The organism is Agrobacterium sp. RC10-4-1 (assembly GCF_014138475.1).
Classification (GTDB): domain Bacteria; phylum Pseudomonadota; class Alphaproteobacteria; order Rhizobiales; family Rhizobiaceae; genus Agrobacterium; species Agrobacterium pusense.
On record NZ_JACJIT010000001.1, the window covers coordinates 711,045 to 732,588 of the forward strand.

The 21,544-nt window shown below is 60.5% G+C and carries 18 protein-coding genes; 7 read left to right on the forward strand and 11 right to left on the reverse strand.

The window, feature by feature from the left end; translation table 11 throughout:
- The first annotated feature begins 194 nt into the window (after nt 1-194).
- A complete protein-coding gene (locus FHW77_RS03205) occupies nt 195-926 on the forward strand; it encodes an SDR family oxidoreductase (protein ID WP_004445231.1) in 732 nt (243 codons plus the stop codon).
- 56 nt (nt 927-982) lie between these two features.
- Here FHW77_RS03205 and FHW77_RS03210 read toward each other — a convergent pair whose 3' ends face one another.
- The 5 genes from FHW77_RS03210 to FHW77_RS03230 all read right to left on the reverse strand — a co-directional run bounded on the left by FHW77_RS03210 (nt 983) and on the right by FHW77_RS03230 (nt 4,752).
- Entirely contained in the window at nt 983-1,156 is a 174-nt protein-coding gene (locus tag FHW77_RS03210; RefSeq protein ID WP_003499086.1) for a DUF1328 domain-containing protein, read from the reverse strand.
- 108 nt (nt 1,157-1,264) lie between these two features.
- Complete coding sequence (locus FHW77_RS03215; RefSeq protein ID WP_004445229.1) at nt 1,265-2,119, reverse strand: metal ABC transporter permease; 855 nt, start codon at nt 2,117-2,119, stop codon at nt 1,265-1,267.
- On the reverse strand, nt 2,116-2,976 hold the full coding sequence (locus FHW77_RS03220; RefSeq protein ID WP_004445228.1) for a metal ABC transporter permease: 861 nt from the start codon (nt 2,974-2,976) through the stop codon (nt 2,116-2,118). The genes FHW77_RS03215 and FHW77_RS03220 overlap by 4 nt, the downstream gene beginning before the upstream one ends.
- Complete coding sequence (locus FHW77_RS03225) at nt 2,969-3,865, reverse strand: manganese/iron ABC transporter ATP-binding protein (RefSeq protein ID WP_004445226.1); 897 nt, start codon at nt 3,863-3,865, stop codon at nt 2,969-2,971. Before FHW77_RS03225 ends, FHW77_RS03220 begins: the two co-directional genes overlap by 8 nt.
- A complete protein-coding gene (locus FHW77_RS03230) occupies nt 3,862-4,752 on the reverse strand; it encodes a metal ABC transporter substrate-binding protein (RefSeq protein ID WP_004445223.1) in 891 nt (296 codons plus the stop codon). The genes FHW77_RS03225 and FHW77_RS03230 overlap by 4 nt, the downstream gene beginning before the upstream one ends.
- Before the next feature lie 284 nt (nt 4,753-5,036).
- Between FHW77_RS03230 and FHW77_RS03235 the strand changes: the two genes are divergently transcribed.
- The gene (locus FHW77_RS03235; RefSeq protein ID WP_153775763.1) at nt 5,037-5,972 is read left to right on the forward strand and encodes a hypothetical protein; all 936 of its coding nucleotides are present in this window, start codon (nt 5,037-5,039) and stop codon (nt 5,970-5,972) included.
- Nucleotides 5,973-6,226: 254 nt separating this feature from the next.
- On the opposite strand, the gene lysS is transcribed toward FHW77_RS03235, so the two are convergent.
- From lysS to FHW77_RS03265, 6 genes are all read right to left on the reverse strand, one after another.
- Complete coding sequence (lysS, locus tag FHW77_RS03240; protein ID WP_004445220.1) at nt 6,227-7,726, reverse strand: lysine--tRNA ligase; 1,500 nt, start codon at nt 7,724-7,726, stop codon at nt 6,227-6,229.
- 250 nt (nt 7,727-7,976) lie between these two features.
- Complete coding sequence (gene gltX / locus FHW77_RS03245; RefSeq protein ID WP_004445218.1) at nt 7,977-9,434, reverse strand: glutamate--tRNA ligase; 1,458 nt, start codon at nt 9,432-9,434, stop codon at nt 7,977-7,979.
- Between the two features lie 213 nt (nt 9,435-9,647).
- Nucleotides 9,648-11,420, reverse strand: a complete 1,773-nt coding sequence (locus FHW77_RS03250; protein WP_004445217.1) for an SLC13 family permease — start codon at nt 11,418-11,420, stop codon at nt 9,648-9,650.
- A 114-nt stretch (nt 11,421-11,534) separates the two neighbouring features.
- Nucleotides 11,535-11,951: a hypothetical protein gene (locus tag FHW77_RS03255; RefSeq protein WP_004445215.1), complete on the reverse strand. Its 417-nt coding sequence runs from the start codon at nt 11,949-11,951 to the stop codon at nt 11,535-11,537.
- 97 nt (nt 11,952-12,048) lie between these two features.
- Entirely contained in the window at nt 12,049-12,795 is a 747-nt protein-coding gene (locus FHW77_RS03260; protein WP_004445214.1) for a TerC family protein, read from the reverse strand.
- A gap of 193 nt (nt 12,796-12,988) precedes the next feature.
- Nucleotides 12,989-13,675 carry a TetR/AcrR family transcriptional regulator gene (locus tag FHW77_RS03265; RefSeq protein WP_004445213.1) on the reverse strand — a complete coding sequence of 229 codons (687 nt, stop codon included), beginning with the start codon at nt 13,673-13,675 and terminating at the stop codon, nt 12,989-12,991.
- Between the two features lie 163 nt (nt 13,676-13,838).
- Here FHW77_RS03265 and FHW77_RS03270 point away from each other — a divergent pair, with 163 nt between their 5' ends.
- From FHW77_RS03270 to xylA, 5 genes are all read left to right on the forward strand, one after another.
- Entirely contained in the window at nt 13,839-15,050 is a 1,212-nt protein-coding gene (locus tag FHW77_RS03270; RefSeq protein ID WP_004445212.1) for an HlyD family secretion protein, read from the forward strand.
- 34 nt (nt 15,051-15,084) lie between these two features.
- Nucleotides 15,085-16,668 carry a DHA2 family efflux MFS transporter permease subunit gene (locus tag FHW77_RS03275; RefSeq protein ID WP_004445211.1) on the forward strand — a complete coding sequence of 528 codons (1,584 nt, stop codon included), beginning with the start codon at nt 15,085-15,087 and terminating at the stop codon, nt 16,666-16,668.
- Nucleotides 16,669-17,007: 339 nt separating this feature from the next.
- Nucleotides 17,008-18,030 (forward strand): LacI family DNA-binding transcriptional regulator, encoded by a 1,023-nt coding sequence (locus FHW77_RS03280; protein WP_004445210.1) that lies wholly within the window; start codon nt 17,008-17,010, stop codon nt 18,028-18,030.
- A gap of 103 nt (nt 18,031-18,133) precedes the next feature.
- Nucleotides 18,134-19,588 carry a xylulokinase gene (gene xylB, locus FHW77_RS03285; protein WP_004445209.1) on the forward strand — a complete coding sequence of 485 codons (1,455 nt, stop codon included), beginning with the start codon at nt 18,134-18,136 and terminating at the stop codon, nt 19,586-19,588.
- A gap of 241 nt (nt 19,589-19,829) precedes the next feature.
- Nucleotides 19,830-21,140: a xylose isomerase gene (gene xylA / locus FHW77_RS03290; protein WP_004445208.1), complete on the forward strand. Its 1,311-nt coding sequence runs from the start codon at nt 19,830-19,832 to the stop codon at nt 21,138-21,140.
- Nucleotides 21,141-21,544 lie beyond the last annotated feature (404 nt).

Genomic DNA, 21,544 nt, shown 5'->3' on the forward strand with positions numbered 1-21,544 from the left:
GATGATGGTGTGTATGGTCGCCGGCGCCGGGCTGGGCCTGAAAATAGGCTTGCCCTATACCGGCCGTCCACGCAAGTTTGCTTGACGCCATATGAATACCGCGTTTACATATGAATTGTCGATCCATATTTGAGATCACTGAAATTCAACGGCTCGGCCCCGGCAGGCGGGCGTGCCTTAGCGGGAGGCTATTCATGGTGCAGGATTTTAACGGCCGGACAGTGGTGATCACCGCGGCCGGTCAGGGTATCGGGCGGGCGGCGGCAGAGCGGTTCGTGTCGCTCGGGGCGCGCGTCATCGCCACCGATATCAATGAGCAGGCGCTTTCTACGCTCAAGGGGGCAGAGACGCGGGTTCTGAACGTGCTCGACGGCGATGGCGTAAAAGATTTTGCCGCCGATATCGGCCATGCGGATGTGCTGTTCAACTGCGCCGGTTTTGTTCATTCCGGCACCATCCTCGAGTGTGAGGAGAAGGACTGGGATTTTTCCTTCGACCTCAACGCAAAGGCCATGTACCGTACCTGCCGCGCTTTCCTGCCCGGCATGCTGGAGAAGGGCAAGGGCGCAATCGTCAACATGTCCTCGGTTGCTTCCAGCGTAAAGGGCGTGCCAAACCGGTTTGCCTACACCGCTTCCAAGGCCGCCGTTGTGGGCCTGACCAAGGCGATTGCGGCGGACTTCGTGACAAAGGGCATTCGTTGCAACGCCATCTGCCCCGGAACGGTGGATAGCCCTTCGCTGCATGATCGTCTGCGCGCCACCGGCAATTACGAACAGGCTCTTGCAGATTTCATCGCGCGCCAGCCTATGGGCCGCATCGCCACGCCGGAAGAGATCGCAGCGCTCGTCACCTACCTCGCGTCAGACGAAGCAGGTTTCACCACCGGCCAGATCCATGTCATTGATGGCGGCTGGACGGGCTGACGGATTTTAAGGGAGAGAGGAGGGCGACCGGCGTGACAACCGGTCGCCTTTTTCATTCAGACGACGGCGCTTCCGGCCATCAGCGCAAGCACGAGGAAGACCAGGAAGATCACCACGGCGATGAAGAACAGAATGCGGGCCACGCCGGCTGCGGCTGCCGAAATGCCGGTAAAGCCGAACACGCCCGCGATCAAAGAAATGACAAAGAAAATAAGAGCCCATTTAAGCATGGCGCTTCCCCTTTTGCGAAATTTTCCCGAGCCGCCGCCCCGCGACAGGCTCGATAAAATGACGCGCAAAAGGAGAAAATGTTCCACGCGCCCGTAAAAATCGTTCTTTTATATTGCCGTCTCACGGGCCGTGTCGGTACGGCGGGTTTTCCAGATGGTGCGGACGAATGTCGCGACGAAGGTGACGCTCATGAAGAGCACGATCGTGGGGGCGGGAGCGCTGTCGATCAGGAAACTCAGCCATATGCCCGCAAGCGACGAGGCGACCGCCACCGCAATGGCCACCAGCAGCATGGCGGAAAAACGCCGGGTCAGCAGGAAGGCGATTGCGCCCGGTGCGACGAGCATGGCGACGGAGAGAATGATGCCAACCGCCTTCAGCGCGCCGACTACGGTGAGCGACAGCACCATCAGCAGGCCATAATGCAGCACACGCACGGGCAGGCCGATGGCTCTTGCATGTTGCGCATCGAAGGCGTTGACCAGCAGATCCTTCCGCAGGATGCCGAGAAACAGAGTGGCGAAAAGCGCGATCACGCCCGTCTCCAGCATGTCCAAGGGCGCGATGCCGAGCATGTCGCCGAAGAGGATATGGTCGAGATGTACGTCGCTCTGCACCTTCACGTAAAGCACCAGTCCCAGCCCGAACATGCCGGAAAAGACGATGCCGAGCACCGTATCCTCCTTGATGCGGCTGTTTTCCTTGATGAAACCGGTGCCGAGGGCACATATCATGCCCGCGATGAAGGCTCCGATGGAAAGCGGGATGCCAACGATATAGGCCATCACCACGCCAGGCAGCACGGCATGGGAAACGGCGTCCCCCATCAGCGACCAGCCCTTCAGCACCAGAAAACAGGAGAGCATTGCCATGGGCACCGCGATCATCAGCGTGATCAGGAAGGCATATTGCATGAAAGGCAGCTGAAACGGCAGTATGGCCAGTTCGAGATATTCACTCATGGCGTTTCCTCCAGCGCCCTGCGCGCCTTGGCGCGAGAGGCGAGCAGGCCGTGTTTGGGTGCAAAGACGAAGGCGGCAAGGAAGATCGCCGCCTGTAGCACCACGATGACGCCGCCGGTCGCGCCATCGAGAAAATAGCTGAGATAGGCGCCGATGAAGCTGGTGGCCGCGCCGATGATGAGGCTCATCAGGATCAGCCGCTCGAAACGGTCGGTCAGGAGATAGGCAGTAGCGCCCGGCGTCACCACCATGGCGACGACGAGGAAAGCGCCGACGGTCTGTAGGGCGGCAACCGTGGAAGCGGCCAGCAGGGTGAAGAAGATCACCTTCAGCGCTTCCGGTTTCAGCCCCACGGTGCGGGCGTGGTTCTCATCGAAGAACACCACCATGAAGTCGCGCCATTTCAGCGAAAGCACAAGGAGGCTGATACCGCCGATCAAAGCCAGCTGGATGGTGTCTTCAGCGGTGATAGCGAGGATATTGCCGAGCACGATGGTCTGGATATTCACCGAGGTCGGCGAGAGCGACACCATGAACAGGCCAAGCCCGAAAAACGAGGTGAAGATCAGGCCGATAATCGCATCTTCCTTGAGCCGTGTCTTCTGATTCAGAAACAGCATGGACCCGGCCGCCAACCCGCCGGAGAGAAAAGCGCCGAGCGAAAAGGGCAGGCCCAGCATATAGGCTCCGGCAACGCCGGGAACGATGGCATGGGAAAGCGCATCGCCGATCAATGACCAGCCCTTCAGCATCAGATAGGCCGAGAGAAAGCCGCAGACACCGCCCACCAGTGCGCTGACCCAGATGGCGTTCAACATGTAACCATAGGTGAAAGGCTCAAGAAGGGTGTCAATCATCGGCTTTCTCTTTCGGAGCCTCAGAATCGCGCCTGTCCTGGCCATTTTTGCCGTAGATCACGAAGGGCCGCTCGTCATCGGTTATGACCTTCAGGCGGCGCGGATCGGCGTCGCTATGCAACTCTGCCCCGCCGAGAACGAAGTGGCGCAGGCTGCCGCCGAAAGCCCTTTGCAGGTTTTCCTCTGTAAAGGTGTCGCTTGTTTTGCCCGACGCCAGAACCGTACCCTTGACGAAGACGGCGCGGTCGCAGAATTCCGGAACGCTGCCAAGATTGTGGGTGGAGACCAGCATGACGCGGCCCTCGTCGCGCAGCGCCTTCAAAAGCGCGACGATCTGCTCCTCCGTCGTCACGTCGACACCGGTAAAAGGTTCGTCCAGCAGGATCACCTGCCCTTCCTGCGCCAGCGCGCGAGCCAGAAACACTCGCTTCTTCTGCCCGCCGGAGAGTTCGCCGATCTGACGCTTGCGATAATCGAGCATGTTGACGCGTCTCAGCGCCTCTTCCACCATCTGGTGATCGCGCTTCGAGGGGATGCGCAGGAAATTCATGTGGCCATAACGGCCCATCATCACCACGTCTTCCACCAGCACCGGAAAGCTCCAGTCCACCTCTTCCGCCTGCGGCACGTAAGCGACGAGGTTTTTCTTCAGCGCCTCCTTTACCGGCAGGTCGAAGATCGAGACGGAACCGGCGGCCAAAGGAACGAAACCCATGATCGCCTTGAAAATCGTGGACTTGCCGGCGCCGTTGACGCCGACAAGTGCCGTGATAGTTCCGCGGGGAATGGAGAAGCTGGCATCTCTTAATGCGGTGTGGCCGTTGCGATAGGTCACTGTCGCATTTTGAACCGTCAGGCCGCCGCCTGATTTTTTACTCCCCATTCTCATGAAGACAGTCCCTTGGCGATGGTTTCGCTCGTCACACGCAGCAGGTCCAGGTAAGTCGGGACGGGACCATCAGCCTCGCTCAGCGAATCCACATAGAGAATGCCGCCATAGGCCGCACCGGTTTCCTTGGCCACCTGCTGGGCGGGATCGGCGGAAACGGTGCTTTCGCTGAAGATGACGTGGATATTATGCTCGCGCATGGCGTCGATCACACCCCGAACCTGCTGGGGCGTGCCCTGACTGTCGGCGTTGACCGGCCAGAGGAACAATTCCTTCAGGCCGAAATCGCGGGCGAGATAAGAAAAGGCGCCTTCACTCGTCACCAACCAGCGCTTGTTTTCCGGAAGGGCCGAAAGTTCATTGCGGATCGGCTGCACCGTGGCCCTGATCCTGTCCGAATAGGCCTTGGCATTGGCGGCGTAGACATCGGCGTGGGCGGGGTCGATCTCGCTCAGGCCCTTGCGAATATTTTCGACGTAGATCAAGGCGTTATCGGGAGACATCCAGGCGTGCGGATTGGGCTTGCCCTGATAGGCGCCGCCGCTGATCGCCATCGGCTTCACACCATCGCTCACCGTCACATCAGGCACGCCGGAGAGGTTAGTCAGGAATTTCTCGAACCACAATTCCAGATTGAGTCCGTTGCGCAGCACCAGATCGGCCTTGCGGGCCTTCAGAATGTCGCGGGGCGTCGGCTGGTAATTGTGGATTTCCGCGCCGGGCTTGGTGATGCTTTCCACCTCGGCCGCGTCACCCGCTACGTTGCGCGCCATATCGGCGATGATGGTAAAGGTGGTCACGACAACAGGTTTTTCCTGGGCAAAGCCGACGCCCGGAAGAAAAAGCGAGAAAGCGAAAATGGCGTGGCGGAATTTTTGGACGTTCACGTGCTCACCAGATTTTGTTGCGACTAATTCGCAATACCATCTGTTATAAAATCACCTTTGTCAACGCTATTGCAAATCATTCGCAAATCTTGAGATTTCTGAAATGTCCGAAAATGATGCGCTTTTGCGGGTATCTTGCCTGCGGGATTAAACTTTTTTCAATGAGAAAGCGGCACTATCGGAAGGCTCGGACAGCGTGGTCCGAAGCTTATCCCGCGTGTGTTCCTCATCCTTCGAGCCACGTTTCCGGGGTGAGGGCGAGAGGCGGGGTACTTGATGTCAGGATGTTGCGGGTGAAAGCTGTATTCGGACGAATGCGGTTTTCGCGCAAGCTCGTTATGATTGGAGGCGGGATCCTGCTTTTGGCAGGCGCGACCGGTTCCGCTGCCGTGTTCATCGGCAGCGAGCGGCTGCTTGGCCCATCCTATGCCTCCACCAACGGGCTTTCCTGCGACGCAGTCCAGACAGTGAATATCCGCAAGAACGGCTCGCTATGGGTACGCAAGTTCATTCGCACCGAAGGCGGAGACGGCACGGAGCGGTTGAAAACCGCCCTGCGCGTCGCCAAAGCGGTTTACGACAAACAGAAGCCCGATCTGGTTCAGGTCTCCGTGCTTGACAGGAACGGTCCGCAGCTGCGTTCGGAAATGCGCGGCCGGGCCATTGCCGCACAGGTGGTCTTCATTCCGGATCCGGCGAAAATTCCCGAGGGCGCCGAGGCCCGCCGTTATTCAGCCTTCTATTATGACGGCGCAGCAAATGGCAGCGGCCAGTTTTACGGTCTGCGCATCGATCTGCCGCTTGAAGATACCGAAGCCATGGCTGCCAGCCTCAGCGACTTCGCCGATTGTGCGACGCCGGTTGCGGAGCCGGAAGCGGGCGGCCACGAGGGCAAGTCCGCCAAAGGTCACGGCGAAAGCAAGGGCGGGGCCAGCGGCGAACATGACGCTGCGCCAACGGAGCCCGGCCATGGCGAAACTGCTCCGGAAGCACATGATGAAACTCCGTCTCCCGAAGCGCATGGTGAGACCGTCACCGACGAGCTTCTGACCTCGACACCGGAAGCCGAGGGCAGCAGCATCTTCAGCCTGTCCTATCTGAAGTCACTGATCTTCGGAAAAGGTTCGACCACCGCGCAGGCGGCGGAGGAAAAACCGATGGACGGAGAGGCGGCGGTGGCAGAGGAAGCTGCTGGCGAAAAGGCCAAGGCGGGGCATTGAGAGGGATTCGGCTGTTGCCGATGCGTTCCTGTTTTATGCCGGCGGCAGGTTCCGCCGACGCTGCCTTGTCATGCTTGCGCAACGTCATCCTTGGGCTTGTCCCACGCCTCTAAGCACGTCAACAAAATCGCTACGTTAGCAAATCCTCGGGACAAGCCCGAGGATGAGGTTGAGTGAATATTCACCCTTCAGCGCCAACTTCAAGGGGATTGCAGCTTGCCCGGAAATTCGAACCGGGCAGCGCTCTTGGTGCCTCAATCCGCCTTGTTGCGGCGGGCCGGGAAGAGAATGACGTCGCGGATCGACGGGGCGTTGGTCAAAAGCATGATCAGGCGGTCGACGCCGATGCCGAGGCCGCCGGCGGGTGGCATGCCCTGGTCGATGGCGTCGAGGAACTCGTCGTCCAGCTGCTTGTCCTTTTCGCCACGCGCATGCGCCTGTTCCAGCTGCTCCACCATGCGGCGGCGCTGTTCTTCCGGATCGTTGAGTTCCGAGAAGGCGTTACCCACTTCCCAAGCGTTGCAATAGCTTTCGAAACGCTCGACGAGGCGCGGTTCACCCGGCACTTCCTTGGCGAAGGGCGAGATGTCCTTCGGAAAGTGCGTGACGTGGCTCGGCTGGATCAGCGTGCCTTCCACCTTCTCTTCGAAGATGAAGGCAAGGCATTCGCCCCAGGTCCAGTCCTTCTCGACAGCAAAACCGGCGGCCTTGGCGGCAGCTCGGGCTTCTTCGTCGGTCTTGATGGCGAGGAAGTCGATACCGGTTGCTTCCTTCACCGCATCAGGCATCGGCACGCGCTTGAACGGACCCTTGAACGAGATCGTCTGGCCCTGGAATTCCACCTCTGTGGTGCCGTGGAGCGAGATCGCCAGCGTCTCGAACAGCCGTTCAACGAGACCCATGATGTCCTCGTAATCGGCATAGGCCCAGTAGCACTCCATCATGGTGAATTCAGGATTGTGCCGTGTGGAGACGCCTTCGTTGCGGAAGTTGCGGTTGATTTCAAAAACCTTGTCGGACAGGCCCGAAACCAGCGTGCGCTTCAGGAACAGTTCCGGCGCGATGCGCAGATACATGTCCATCTTCAGCGTGTTGTGGAAGGTCTTGAACGGATCGGCGGTCGCGCCGCCATAGACGGTCTGCAGCATCGGCGTTTCGACTTCGAGGAAGCCTTCGGCCTCCATGAAGCGGCGGATGCCGGAGAGAATCTTCGAGCGCTGCAGGAAGCGCAGCTTGGATTCCTCGTTGGAGAGAATGTCGAGGTGGCGCTTGCGGTAACGCAGCTCGATGTCGGAGACGCCGTGCCATTTCTCGGGCATTGGCAGCAGCGACTTCGTCAGCATGGTGATTTCTTCGGCGTTGATCGTCAGCTCACCGCGCTTGGTGCGGCGCACCTTGCCAGTCACGCCGATGATGTCGCCGATATCGATCATCGGCAGCAGGTTGCGCGCCGCTTCCGGCGTCGTATCCTTGTGCGAGAAGATCTGCACCTTGCCCGAGGCGTCATGAATATCCATGAACATGCCGGAATTGCGCGAGGAATAAACGCGCCCCGCCACCGTCACCGTATCACCGGTCTCGACGTCGGCTTCGATATCGGCATATTTTTCCGCCAGCTCGGCATTGCTCATCGTGCGGTGGAAATGCGCCGGATAAACGTCGCCGATCTGCTCGCGCAGCAGCGCAAGTTTCTGGCGGCGCACTTCTGTCGCGTCGGAGGAGAGGGCGGTGGTTTCGGTCTTGGTGTCGGTCATCGTGTTCGCCTTTAGCGGGCTTGTTCGTTGCGGTTACCCTTGGCGCTCTGGGTTACCCCCCTCTGCCCTGCCGGACATCTCCCCCTCAAGGGGGGAGATCAGATGCCGCGCCCGCCCGTTCCATGGGCAAGGTGTCAGCCGCTTGTCGATCTCCCCCCTTGAGGGGGAGATGCCCGGCAGGGCAGAGGGGGGTGAGCCCCAGGCAAAGGGCGTATTCTAAAATGCTGCCGTCACCGCCAGCACGTCATCATCAGCTTCCGCTGCCAACCATCGTGGCCACAACGGCGATCGCAGCCTTCAGGCGCTGGCGCACGACGGAGCGGCCAAGCAGCGCCATCGAGTCAAACAACGGCAGCGAGCGCGACGATCCGGACATGGCGACGAAAAGCGGCGGCGTGACGACACGCAGCTTCTTGCCAGTGCGTTCGGCCACATCGCGCAACTCCGCCTCGATGGCTTCCACGTTCCAGTCGGGCATCTTTTCGAGGTCTGCGGCAACCGTGGTGAGGATTTCGTGGATTTCTTCCGGCTTGCTCTTCAGCCCGGCAAAGGAGGCGGGCGTGAGGCCGGCATCGCTTGCGAGCAGGAAGCCGGCAAGGTTAGGCAGCTCGCCGAGTTTGGAAACGCGGCTCTGCGCAAGCTTCAGGCCCTCGGTCAGGCGGGAATTCTCCATCGCCCATTCCAGTGTGCGGGCAATGAACTCTTCCGGCGAAAGCTTTTCGCGCAGCCAGCGGCCGTTCAGCCAATCGAGCTTCTGAATGTCGAAAATGGCGCCGGCCTTGGACAGCGCTTCCGGGTCGAACTTCGCGGCGAGCTCGTCCATGGTCAGAAGTTCTTCGCCCTCTGCGATCTGGATGAAGAACAGGCCGAGGAAGTTCATCAGCGCTTCCGGCAGGTAACCGAGCGCGGAATAATAGGAGATCGAGGTCGGGTTCTTGCGCTTTGAAAGCTTGGACTTGTCGGCGTTGCGCATCAGCGAGAGATGCATGAACACCGGCTCCTGCCAGCCGAAATAACGGTACAGCAGAATGTGCTTGGGCACCGAAGCCAGCCATTCTTCACCGCGCGCCACATGGGTGATCTTCATCAGATGGTCGTCGATGACGTTGGCCATGTGATAGGTCGGCATGCCGTCGGCCTTGATCAGCACCTGCATGTCGACGGAATCCCACGGGATCGAGACATCGCCATAAACGCCGTCATGGAAATCGCACGAGCCTTCGGTCGGGATTTTCATGCGCACGACGTTCGCTTCACCGGCGGCAACGCGCGCGGTCACTTCCTCGGCCTTCAGGTTGAGGCAGTGGCCATCGTATTTCGGCGGCTTGCCGGCGGCACGCTGGGCCTCGCGCATCTGCTCCAGCCGCTCGGGCGTGCAGAAACAGCGGAAGGCATGGCCCTTTTCCAGAAGTTCTTCGGCATAGGGCCAGTACATGGCCTTGCGCTCTGACTGGCGATACGGACCGTAAGGGCCGCCGACATCGGGGCCTTCCGACCAGGTAAGGCCGGTCCAGCGCAGGGCTTCCAGCACCTTCTGCTCATATTCGAGGGTCGAGCGGGTGGCGTCGGTATCCTCGATGCGCAGGATGAACTCGCCGCCGTGTTTCTTGGCGAAGAGATAGTTGAACAGCGCGATATAAGCGGTGCCGACATGCGGCTCGCCGGTGGGGGAAGGTGCGATGCGGACGCGAACGCCGGAAGTGGTCATGAATTTCACTCGTCGTGACGTGGCGGTGACATCGGGGCGGTTCCACCCTGATACCACGGAGTTTTCGTTTGGATGCGGCAGGACATCATGTCAAAAGGCGAAAGGAAAGTGCCTTTTTCATATTCCCGTTCGGCTTGGGCTTAGGCCATATTCTGCCGCAGGCGTCAAGGAAATATGGAGTCTCCAGAGGTCGGCTGGTCCTGCCGGCTGGCTTCAGTTGACCGGCCAGACGTAAAGCAGCATGGGAATGCTGGCGACGACGATCATGATCGACAGCGGCAGGCCAAGCCGCGGATAGTCGCTGAAACGATAACCGCCGGGACCCATGACCAGCGTATTGCACTGGTGCCCGATGGGGGTGAGGAAATCGCAGCCCGCGCCGATCGCCACCGCCATCAGGAAGGCCTCCGGCCGGAAACCCAGCGTGGTGGCAAAACCCGCTGCAATCGGCGCCATGACCAGCACCGTTGCGGCATTGTTGAGAAAGGGCGTAACCGCCATGGCGGTGAGCAGGATCATGCCGAGCGCGGCAAAGGGCGGCAGGCCCTGAGCCGCGTTGCCGAGCCAGGCGGCGATCAACTCGCTGGCGCCGCTGGTGCGCAGCGAGTCGCTGACGGGAATGAGGGCGGCGAGCATGACGAGGATCGGGCCATCGACGGATTTGTAGACTTCGGTCAGCGGAATGGCGCCGACGACGATCATCATGAAGGCGGCTGCGAAAAAGGCGACCGAGACCGGGACCAGACCGCTGCCGGCCGCGATCATGGCGGCGGCGAGTACGATGACCGGCAAAAGCGCGCGGCGCTGTACGCCGAGCAGAATCTCCCGCTGCGCCAGAGGCAGCAGCGAAAATTCCTGCAGCACCTGCGGCAGGTTCTTGCGGCTGCCCTGTAAAAGGATGACGTCACCCGCCTGCAATGTCAGTTCCGAGAGGCGCTGGCTGACGCGCTGGCCGCGCCGGCTCACCGCGATCAGGTTGACGCCACGCGTATAGGACAGCGCGAGTTCCCGCGCCGAAATGCCGTTCAGAACGGATTCGTTGCTGATGACGGCCTCCATGGAAATGAGATCGGCGGTTTTCTGGCCGTTCTCCATCAGGGGCTTGCCGGAAAGCAGCAACTTTGCCTGGGAGACGATGCGGTCGAGGCCTTCCGGGCTGCCTTCGAGCAGAACCGTGTCTCCGGCCTTCAGCGTCACGTCGGGAAAGGGGGAAATGCGCCGCGGTCCGCGCAGGATGGTGCTGGCGATGACATCGCCATCGGCCTGCTTGAGAAGTTCGCGCAGCGGCTTGTCCGCAAAGGTATTGTCTGCAGGCAGCGTCGCTTCGGCGGTATAGGCGGACTGGTCGAGAATATCCTCGACAGAGGCCTTTTCCCGGTTGCGCACCGGAAGCAACCGATAACCGAAGGTCAGGAAGATGATGCCGATGACGGTGAGGCCAGCCCCAACGGGCGTGAAATCGAACATCGAGAAGCTCTCACCGGTCATCTCCTCACGCAGGCGCGAGACGACGATGTTCGGCGATGTGCCGATCTGCGTCATCAGCCCGCCCAGCAAGGCGGCAAACGCCATGGGCATCAGGTAATAGGAAACCGGGCTTCCGGATTTGCGGGCGAACTGGAACGCGACAGGCATCATGATGGCGAGTGCGCCAATGTTCTTGATGAAGGCCGACATGACGGCGACGACGATCATCAGGAAGGCGAGCTGCAGGCCTTTTGAATGCATCTCGGGGAAATATTTCTTGATCGTCATGTCGACGATGCCTGAACGCGCCACCGCCGAACTGACAACCAGCGCGCTGCCGACGATGATGACGATATCATCCGAAAAGCCGGAAAATGCCTTGTCGAAAGGCACGACGCCGAGTGCTACAGCCACCAGCAGCGCGCTGCAGGCGACGACGTCATAACGAAACCTGTCCCAGATGAAGGCCACCATCATGCCGGCGATGACGACGAAGGCGAGAATCTGGTCTGTCGTCATTTGTGCGGGTTACTTTCGCATGCGGGGGATGGAATCGTATTTGCTTTTTTTGTCAGGGACCTGCTCATCAACGCAAGTGCGGGGCGGGAGTTCCTCGTGCCTGCGCACATCATTTCATTGCTCGAAAAATGCCTCGATAAAACGTGTTGCCTCGTCAGATATGCCGACGATCTTGTCTGTCGCCTGGCGGTAAAGTTTGAAATTGAGTTCGGTCTCAGGCTGCCCGTCCTCCCAGTCCCGGAAATCCCGCAACTGTGCCCGGCCGAGAGGACGCCAGGCCGTTGCCGTTCTCTTTATGGTGAGATCGACCCGGGGCGTTTGGCGCGCGATGCCCGGTCTGCGGGCAATTGCCCGGGTGGCTGTCACGACGCCGCTCGCAATGAGGCCGTGCCCGCCCTCATTTTCGCTGGCAAACAGGAAAACAGTATCGCCCGCCATGATGGTCTTGCCGCCATACATGGTTTTCTGCGCGGTGAATGCGAAAGTTTCCGCGTCGGGGTCTGAGATTTCCGCTTTAATGACGAAAGCCATGTTCTCGTCCCTTCGGGCGATGCCATGTGTCGGCCCCCTTGGTCCGGTTATGCAAGGCCCGCATGCTGCGGGCCCTACCAGTCGTTGCAGCTATCACTCAATGCAGCTGTTTGTTCTTTCGCCTTGCATTGCGCGCCAGCATGTTGAGCAGTTCCACCAGTGCCGAGAACGCCATGGCGGCATAGACGTAGCCCTTGGGAACATGGAAGCCCATGCCTTCGGCGATCAGTGTCGTGCCGATCATCATCAGGAACGCGAGCGCCAGCATGACGATGGTGGGGTTACGCTCGATGAAATTGGCGAGCGGCGTTGCGGCCAGCAGCATGACTGTCACGGCGACGATGACGGCGACGATCATGATCGGCAGGTGAGGGGTCATGCCGACGGCGGTGATGATGCTGTCCACCGAGAAGACGAGGTCGAGCAGCAGGATCTGGCCGATGGCGGCGCCGAAATTCATGCCCACAGGGCCGCCCACCAGGTCTTCCTTGTGGTCTTCCGGGTCGACATTGTGGTGAATTTCCTTGGTCGCCTTCCAGACGAGGAAGAGACCGCCGGCGATGAGGATCATGTCCTTCCACGAGAATGGGTGGCCGAAGGCTTCGAAGACCGGTGTGGTGAGCTGCACAATCCAGGCGACGGTACCAAGCAGGCCAAGGCGCATGACGAGCGCGAGGCCTATACCGATCTTGCGGGCTTTTTCGCGCTGTTCAGGCGGCAGCTTGTTGGTGAGAATGGAGATGAAGATCAGGTTGTCGATGCCAAGCACGACCTCCATGACGATCAGTGTGACGAGCGCCACCCAGGCGGCGGGGTCCGACAGAAGAGGGAGAATGGACTCCATCAGGTATGTTTTCCTTTCAGCAACAAGGCCAGCCGATATATTCGGTGGGTGGAATTTATAGCGCAATACGCGAGAAACAAGGAGATAGCTCCTGTGTTTGGCAAGATTTCATCGAAATTTCGCGCAAACCGCGTATCCGACGCCATCGCCTTGCCGGCCTGATGCCGGTCAGGCCGTCCCTTGCTGAATGGTCTCAGGCTTTGTCTGTTCCGTAAGCCGCCATGAATACGTTGATGGCGCTGCTGATAACCCGGTCCAGTTCCTCGTCGGGAACCGGGCCTTCCAGTTCGCCGAACAGCCGCAGCTTGAAGAAGGTGCCGGTGGAAAGCTCGATATATTGCCGGGCGGCCAGTTCAGGATCGTCCACTTTCAGGTGGCCGATTTCGACCTGATGTTGGATGAAATCCAGGAGCACGGTGCGCACGTTGTTCGGAGCCGACAGGAAAAAGCGCTGCGCCAGTTTTGGCATGCGATCGATGACGCCGAGCACCGAACGCATGGCGGGGATCATGTCCGAACAGATCATCTTGTTGGCAAAGGCCTTGCCGAACTGCTCCAGCCCCTCGCGCACCTCCTCGGTGCCCTCAAGGATATGGCGCATGGAGGTGGCGAATTCGTTGCGATGGTGGTCGACGAGCGCAACGAACAGATCCTCCTTGTTGGAGAAATAGACGTAGATCGTGCCCTTGGAAACGCCCGCTTCACGCGTGATGTCGTTCATGCTGGCCGCATCGAAGCCCTTGCGCTTGAACACACGCCAGGCACCTGCCAGAATCTGCTCGCGTTTGGCCGGGTCTTCGCCCGCCGCAAAACGCCCGGCGGCATTGCCCGGACAGCCCGTTTCCGTTTCCGTCTCCATATCCCTGTCTTCACCTGCCATCGCTACCGCCCTCATAGCATCACAACGGCGTAAAAAAAATTAACCGAACGTCGAACCAATCGGTTCGATAACACTTGATATGTGTCAGGAAAGAGATTATGTCAATCGAACCGAACGGTTCAGTTCGAAAAACTTTCTTCAATCTATCACGGTAAGCTCTCTCATGTCGGCCCAGAAGAATAATGCGGTTCGCGCCGTCAACGATGCGGAAGAGGCGGATATCTCCGCCAAGGCCGAGACCTCTCCCGCAAAGCCGGCGGAGGCGCCTTCCCAGCAGCCGCAGGCAGCGCCGGCACCAAAGCAGAAGAAGCGCTCGAAGCTTCTGCCTGTCATTGCCATTGCACTGCTGGCCGGTGCTGGCTGGTACGGTTACAACTGGTGGATCGATGGTCGCTTCCTGGTGTCGACGGACGACGCCTATATCGAAGGTGACATCGCGGTCATTGCGCCGAAGGTTTCCGGTTACGTCGCCAGGGTGAACGTGGTCGAGAACCAGGAAGTCAAGGCGGGCGACCCGCTGGTGACGCTTGACGACGGCGATTATCGTATCGCGCTTGACCAGGCCGAAGCGCAGATCCGCACCGAAGAACTGTCTCTGAAGCGTATCGATGCGCAGATCATCGGCGGCGAAGCGGCGCTCGAGCAGGCCGTTGCCCAGAAGGGCGCGCTGGATGCAGCCCTTCGTGGTGCGGAAATCACCCAGAAGCGCGCAAGCCAGCTGCAGGCAAAGGATGTCGGCACGGTTGCCGCGTCCGATAATGCGCAGGTCGCGCTCGATCAGGCCAAGGCGAATGTCGTCGCCGGCGATGCCGCCATCGCCTCGGCCAAGGCCAATGTGGAGCTCCTGCGCGCCCAGCGTCAGGAGGCGGAAAGCACCATCCGTTCGCTGCAGCTGTCCCGCGACAAGGCGGCCCGCGATCTGTCCTTCACGGTTCTGAAGGCGCCTTATGACGGCGTTATCGGCAATCTCGCGGTACAGAATGGCGATCTGGTGTCTGTCGGCAAGCGTCTGGCTTCGCTTGTGCCGATGAACGAGCTTTATATCGACGCCAATTTCAAGGAAACGCAGCTCGCCCGCGTCGTACCCGGTTCGAAGGTGCGCGTGCATGTCGACGCCTTTGACGACGCGACGATCGAAGGCACGGTCCAGTCGATCTCGCCGGGTTCCGGCTCGGTCTTCTCGATGCTGCCGCCGGAAAATGCGACGGGCAATTTCACCAAGGTCATCCAGCGCGTGCCGGTTCGGATCGTCTTCTCCAAGGAAGACCTCGAAAAGCATAATCTGCGCGCGGGCCTCAGCGTTGTTGTCGATGTCGATACCCGCACGGCGCCGGAAACCACCAGAACGGCGCAAGCTAATCCGCAGGCCAAGTAAGGCGCGTCTTTGACGCGCCGTTGAGGGCAAGATCATGGCGGCTACGGTTGTCGGTACGGGCGGGGCGTCCATCCCCGCCGATCCTCCGATGGACAGGCGCAGGCTCATCGCATTCTTCGCGATGGTCTTCGGCATGTTCATGTCCATTCTCGACATTCAGATCGTGTCCGCCTCGCTTGCGGAAATCCAGGCCGGCCTCGGCGCCGGCTCGGATGAGATCGCCTGGGTGCAGACGTCCTATCTGATCGCGGAAGTCATTATGATCCCGCTGTCGGGCACGCTGGCGCGCATCCTCTCCACGCGCGTGCTCTTCGCCACCTGTGCTGCGGGCTTCACCATCTCGAGCGCGCTCTGCGCCACTGCCACCAATATCGACCAGATGATCGTTTACCGCGCGATCCAGGGCTTTATCGGCGGCGGCATGATCCCGTCGGTCTTTGCGGCCGCCTTCACCATCTTCCCGCCGTCCAAACGCTCGGTCGTCTCACCGATCATCGGTCTCGTCGCCACGCTCGCGCCCACCATCGGCCCGACGGTCGGCGGTTATCTTTCCAACGCCTTTTCCTGGCACTGGCTGTTTCTCGTCAACATCATCCCCGGCATCATCGTCACCATCCTGACATGGAGCCTGATCGATTTCGACAAGCCGGAAAAGTCACTGTGGAAGAAGTTCGACTGGTGGGGGCTGATCTCCATGGCCGTCTTCCTCGGCTCGCTGGAATATGTGCTGGAAGAGGGTAACAACAAGGACTGGTTCAACGACGAGCACATCGTCATGGGAACGGTCGCCATGGTTATCGGCGCGGTCGTCTTTTTCTGGCGCGCCTTCAAGGTGGAGTTCCCCGTGGTTGATATCCGCGCCTTTGCGGACCGCAACTTCTCCATCGGCTCGCTGTTCTCCTTCGTCATGGGCATCGGGCTTTACGGGTTGACCTATCTCTACCCGCTCTATCTCGGCCGGGTGAGGGGATATGACGCGCTGATGATTGGCGAGACCATGTTCGTGTCCGGCCTTGCGATGTTCTTCACCGCGCCGATTGCCGGCAAGGTCTCCACCAAGCTCGATCCGCGGGCGATGATGGCCATCGGCTTCATCAGCTTCGGCTGCGGCACCTGGATCATGACGCATGTGACGACCGACTGGGATTTCTACGAGCTGCTGATCCCGCAGATCCTGCGCGGTTTCGGCCTGATGATGTGCATGGTGCCGATCAACAACATCGCGCTCGGCACCCTGCCGCCCGCCCGCATCCGCAACGCCTCCGGCCTGTTCAACCTCACGCGTAACCTCGGCGGCGCCGTTGGTCTTGCCGTCATCAACACAATGCTGTCGCAGCGCACGGACGACCATTATGTGCGTCTGGCCGAACATATCAGCTATTCCAACCCCAAGGCGCTGGAATGGCTGAACAGTGTCGGCGCCAACTATGATTCCTACGGGCTGGACGGCGCATCCGTCGCGGTCAAGAAAATGGTTGGCATGGTCTCGCAGCAGGCATGGATTCTAGCCTTCGCCGATGTGTTCTTCGCGCTGACGCTGCTGTTTTCCAGCCTGATCTTCATGACGATCCTGATCCAGAAACCCAAGGCAGCGCCGCCACCAGACGCGGCGCACTGATAACAATCCCCTCCCATCCACCGCAGAGCTGGGGCCGTCGGAAATGACGGCCCCTTTTTTGTTTTGGATATGGAGCGAGCGTGGGCGGCAATTTTCTTCTCCCCGCCGGGGAGAAGTCCGCGGCAGCGGGATGAGGGGGCAAGCACTCGGTCTACCGCTGACGTTTCCCCTCATCCGACCCTTCGGACCACCTTCTCCCCCTCGGGGAGAAGAAACACGCGGCAACGCGGGCGAAAGAACACCGACGGATCGCCGTCTTTCATCGAAATATGAGGTACGTACATCATTTTTCGATTTACGGCGGCCGCAAAGCTGGATATGCAGGAGGCGGGAGGAGCCATGAAGCCGACAGTTCACGATATCGCCGAGCGGGCGGGCGTCAGCCTCGCCACCATAGACCGGGTGCTAAACATGCGTCCCGGCGTGCATGCCGCAACGCGGGCGCGGGTGGAAGCGGCCATTGCCGAACTGGGTTACGTGCGTGACATCGCCGCCGCCAATCTGGCCAAGGGGCGCAATTACTCGATGATCTTCATCCTGCCCGGCAACGACAATTCCTTCATGGCGACGCTGCGCGCCGAGGTACGGGCTGCGGCCAGCCGCTCGCATCTGGAGCGGACGGCGATCCGCGTCATCGAGGTGCCGCCGTTTAATGCTGCGGCTCTGACCGAGGCTCTGGAAGTTGCGCGCCGGGAAAAACCATCCGGGGTGGCCTTCGTCGCCACCGATTCCGAGGATGTGGCGGAGGCCGCCGACCGGCTGGCGGAAGACGGCATCGCCACGGTGACGCTGGTGTCGGACCTCTCGGGTTCGAGGCGTGATCATTATGCAGGTGTGGACAACGTCGCCGCCGGCCGCACGGCGGCGAGCCTGATGGGACGTTTTCTTTCCGGACGTAGCGGCGATGTCGCCGTTGTGGCCGGCTCCATGCTGGTGCGCGACCATCGCGAGCGTCTGGAAGGGTTTCGCGCCGTCATCGAGGCAGAGTTTCCCCAGGCGCGGCTGCTGCCGGTGCTGGAGGGCAGGGACGATCCGCTGACCGTCGAGGCGCTGGTGCGCGGGGCGCTCGGCAATGCAACCCTCGCCGGCATTTACAGTCTCGGTGCCGGTAATCGAGGTCTCATCCGCGCGCTTGGAGCGGTAGATGACGAAAGACCGCTTTCGGTCATCGCCCATGAGCTCACCGAAACCACCGCCAATGCGCTACGGCAAGGGCTGCTGGATGCCGTGCTCAACCAGGACGCGGGTCACGAGGTGCGCAGCGCCATCCGCGTCCTGAAGGCGCGCGCCGATGGCCTGCCCGTCATCGCCGCGCAGGAGCGTATTCGTATCGATATCTTCCTCAGGGACAATCTTCCCTGAAGAAACTTTTCCGAAGGAAAAGTGGCCGCCGGTTTTCCCTCTGGCGGCGGCTTTAAAAAACCGCATGAACTTTGGCGCATGGCGCGCCGGAATGGAGAAATACATGTATCTCGGTCTCGATCTTGGCACTTCAGGCGTCAAAGCCCTGCTGATGGACGGCGATCAGAAAATCATCGGCTCGGCCAACGGCTCGCTGGATGTCTCGCGCCCGCATCATGGCTGGTCGGAACAGGACCCGGCGGACTGGATCGCCGCGACGAAAACCGCAGTTGCCGGCCTGAAGCAGAAATTTCCGAAAGAGCTTGCCGCGGTGAAGGGCATCGGCCTTTCCGGCCAGATGCACGGCGCCACACTTGTCGATGCCGATGGCAAGGTGCTGCGCCCCTGCATTCTCTGGAATGACACCCGCTCCCATGCCGAAGCAGCCGCACTCGACGTTGATCCGCGCTTCCGCAAGATAACCGGCAATATCGTCTTCCCCGGCTTCACCGCGCCGAAGCTCGCCTGGGTGGCAAAGAACGAACCTGAAGTCTTCGCAAAAGTCGCCAAGGTATTGCTGCCGAAGGATTATCTGCGGCTGTGGCTGACCGGTGAGTATATCTCGGAAATGTCCGACTCCGCCGGCACCTCCTGGCTCGATACCGGCGCGCGCAGATGGTCATCCGAACTTCTCGCCGCCACCGGGCTCGATGAAAAACACATGCCGTCTCTGGTGGAAGGCACGGATGAGGCGGGCGTTCTGCGCGCCGAGCTTGCCTCCGAATGGGGCATTTCCGGCCGGGCCGTGGTTGCCGGCGGAGCGGGCGACAATGCCGCCTCGGCCTGTGGCATGGGCACTGTGAAGGAAGGTCATGCCTTCGTGTCGCTCGGAACCTCTGGTGTGCTCTTCGCCGCCAATGCCTCTTATCTGCCGAAGCCGGAAAGCGCAGTTCATGCTTTCTGCCACGCGTTGCCCAATACCTGGCACCAGATGGGCGTCATTCTCTCCGCCACGGATGCGCTGAACTGGTATTCGCGGCTGACAGGCCAATCCGCCGCCGATCTGACCGGCGAACTCGGCGACACGCTGCTTGCGCCGACTGGCGTGACTTTCGCGCCCTACCTTTCCGGCGAGCGTACACCGCACAATGATGCTGCCATCCGCGGCTCCTTCATCGGCCTTTCGCATGAGAGCGACCGCAAGGCGCTGACGCAGGCCGTGCTTGAGGGCGTGACCTTCGCGATCAGGGACAATCTCGAAGCCCTGAAATCCGCCGGCACCTCGATCTCTCGTGTCACCGCCATCGGCGGCGGCTCGCGTTCGGCCTATTGGCTGGCGTCGATTGCTACGTCGCTTGGTGTGCCCGTCGATATTCCCGCCGAGGGCGATTTCGGTGCGGCCTTCGGTGCCGCGCGTCTCGGCCTGATTGCCGCAACCGGGGCTGATCCGGTGGCGGTGTGCTCCCAGCCGGAGACGGCGCGGACGATTGAGCCGGTGGCTGATCTGGCCGGTGCCTATGAGGAGGCTTACCGGCGGTATCACGCGGTTTATCCCGCCATTCGGGCGCTATCGCATTGAGGTGTTGAGGGTGCGGCTTCACCCCCCTCTGCCCTGCCGGGCATCTCCCCCTCAAGGGGGGAGATCGGCAAGCGGCGGACACTTCGCTTCATCTTCAGCCTCGCAAGAGGTGGACACCTAACCACGAGTCGATCTCCCCCCTTGAGGGGGAGATGTCCGGCAGGACAGAGGGGGGTGAGCGGCAAACGCCATCCCTGAAATTTCAGAACACCATCTAGACCCACCAAGGAGGAACCACCCAATGAGCACAGGCTTCTTCGGCGATATCGCCAAGATCAAATATGAAGGCCCCGACAGCACCAATCCGCTGGCCTTCCGCCACTACAACCCTGATGAAATCGTCGCGGGCAAGCGCATGGAAGACCATCTGCGTTTTGCGGTGGCCTACTGGCACACCTTTACCTGGCCGGGCGGTGACCCCTTTGGCGGCCAGACGTTCGAGCGTCCATGGTTTGAAGACAGCATGCAGGCCGCGAAACTGAAGGCCGACGTGGCGTTCGAATTCTTCTCGCTGCTCGGTTCGCCGTTCTACTGCTTCCACGATGCCGACGTGCGCCCGGAAGGCAAGAACTTCGCCGAAAACACGAAAAACCTCAACGAGATCGTCGATTATTTCGCGCAGAAGCAGGCCGATACAGGCGTGAAGCTGCTGTGGGGCACGGCCAACCTCTTCTCCAACCGCCGCTTCATGTCCGGTGCCGCGACCAATCCCGATCCTGACGTCTTCGCTTTCTCCGCCGCAACGGTGAAGACCTGCATGGACGCCACCAAGAAGCTCGGCGGCGCGAACTACGTTCTGTGGGGCGGCCGCGAAGGCTACGAAACCCTGCTCAACACCGATCTGTCGCGCGAGCTCGACCAGCTCGGCCGCTTCCTCAATCTGGTGGTGGAATACAAATACAAGATCGGCTTTGAAGGCACGATCCTTATCGAGCCGAAGCCGCAGGAGCCGACCAAGCATCAGTACGACTATGACGTCGCCACCGTTTATGCCTTCCTGCAGAAGAACGGTCTCGACAAGGAAGTGAAGGTCAATATCGAGCAGGGCCACGCCATCCTCGCCGGCCACTCTTTCGAGCACGAGCTTGCCATGGCCAACGCCTTCGGCATTTTCGGCTCCATCGACATGAACCGCAACGATTACCAGTCCGGCTGGGATACGGACCAGTTCCCCAACAACGTGCCGGAAATGGCGCTCGCCTATTACCATGTTCTCGCCGGCGGCGGCTTCAAGAATGGCGGTACCAACTTCGATTCCAAGCTGCGTCGCCAGTCGCTCGATCCGCAGGACCTGCTGATCGGCCATATCGGTGGCATGGATTGCTGCGCCCGTGGCCTCAAGGCGGCGGCGAAGATGATCGAGGACGGTGCGCTTTCGAAGCCGCTCAAGGAGCGCTACGCCAAGTGGGATTCGCCGGAAGCCCAGAAGATGCTGCGCGGCGAGCTGAAGCTCGACGAGATCGCGGCATTGGTCGAGCGCGAGGATATCAACCCCGAGCCGAAGTCTGGCCGCCAGGAATATCTCGAAAACGTGGTCAATCGTTACGTTTGACGTGATGGAGGGGGTGACGGCAACGTTGCCCCCTCATCGCCTCGCTGCGCTCCGGCACTTCGCCCCGGCGGGGAGAAGAACAAGCTTCACGCTCCTTGCCAAACGCGGCGGGCTCGGCACATTTCTTCTCTCCGCCGGAGGAGCCCAAAGGGCTGGATAAGGGGCCCCGCTCTCAGTTCTGCTCCAGAAGAAGCGGACAACTCTGCGCCACCCCTCCATCCTTTTCAGTCACTTCCGAAAAAATTCTTCCTCTCCCATCCCCATTGCCTCCGTTGGCTGCATCATTCCTCCCGCAACCGGAACGGAAGGGCGATACGCGCGGCGCCTTTTGCGAACCGGTTGCCGGCATCGACAAGCATGGTTCTGGTAGACCGTGTTTCGGAGAGGCGTCCCGCACGGCCAGA

What these genes read in the sequence shown, in the direction of transcription:
- FHW77_RS03205 (WP_004445231.1), top strand. Translation starts at nt 195, where the DNA reads ATGGTGCAGGATTTTAACGGCCGGACAGTGGTGATCACCGCGGCCGGT.
- FHW77_RS03210 (WP_003499086.1), bottom strand. Translation starts at nt 1,156, where the DNA reads ATGCTTAAATGGGCTCTTATTTTCTTTGTCATTTCTTTGATCGCGGGC.
- FHW77_RS03215 (WP_004445229.1), bottom strand. Translation starts at nt 2,119, where the DNA reads ATGAGTGAATATCTCGAACTGGCCATACTGCCGTTTCAGCTGCCTTTC.
- FHW77_RS03220 (WP_004445228.1), bottom strand. Translation starts at nt 2,976, where the DNA reads ATGATTGACACCCTTCTTGAGCCTTTCACCTATGGTTACATGTTGAAC.
- FHW77_RS03225 (WP_004445226.1), bottom strand. Translation starts at nt 3,865, where the DNA reads ATGAGAATGGGGAGTAAAAAATCAGGCGGCGGCCTGACGGTTCAAAAT.
- FHW77_RS03235 (WP_153775763.1), top strand. Translation starts at nt 5,037, where the DNA reads ATGTTGCGGGTGAAAGCTGTATTCGGACGAATGCGGTTTTCGCGCAAG.
- lysS (WP_004445220.1), bottom strand. Translation starts at nt 7,726, where the DNA reads ATGACCGACACCAAGACCGAAACCACCGCCCTCTCCTCCGACGCGACA.
- gltX (WP_004445218.1), bottom strand. Translation starts at nt 9,434, where the DNA reads ATGACCACTTCCGGCGTTCGCGTCCGCATCGCACCTTCCCCCACCGGC.
- FHW77_RS03250 (WP_004445217.1), bottom strand. Translation starts at nt 11,420, where the DNA reads ATGACGACAGACCAGATTCTCGCCTTCGTCGTCATCGCCGGCATGATG.
- FHW77_RS03255 (WP_004445215.1), bottom strand. Translation starts at nt 11,951, where the DNA reads ATGGCTTTCGTCATTAAAGCGGAAATCTCAGACCCCGACGCGGAAACT.
- FHW77_RS03260 (WP_004445214.1), bottom strand. Translation starts at nt 12,795, where the DNA reads ATGGAGTCCATTCTCCCTCTTCTGTCGGACCCCGCCGCCTGGGTGGCG.
- FHW77_RS03265 (WP_004445213.1), bottom strand. Translation starts at nt 13,675, where the DNA reads ATGGCAGGTGAAGACAGGGATATGGAGACGGAAACGGAAACGGGCTGT.
- FHW77_RS03270 (WP_004445212.1), top strand. Translation starts at nt 13,839, where the DNA reads ATGTCGGCCCAGAAGAATAATGCGGTTCGCGCCGTCAACGATGCGGAA.
- FHW77_RS03275 (WP_004445211.1), top strand. Translation starts at nt 15,085, where the DNA reads ATGGCGGCTACGGTTGTCGGTACGGGCGGGGCGTCCATCCCCGCCGAT.
- FHW77_RS03280 (WP_004445210.1), top strand. Translation starts at nt 17,008, where the DNA reads ATGAAGCCGACAGTTCACGATATCGCCGAGCGGGCGGGCGTCAGCCTC.
- xylB (WP_004445209.1), top strand. Translation starts at nt 18,134, where the DNA reads ATGTATCTCGGTCTCGATCTTGGCACTTCAGGCGTCAAAGCCCTGCTG.
- xylA (WP_004445208.1), top strand. Translation starts at nt 19,830, where the DNA reads ATGAGCACAGGCTTCTTCGGCGATATCGCCAAGATCAAATATGAAGGC.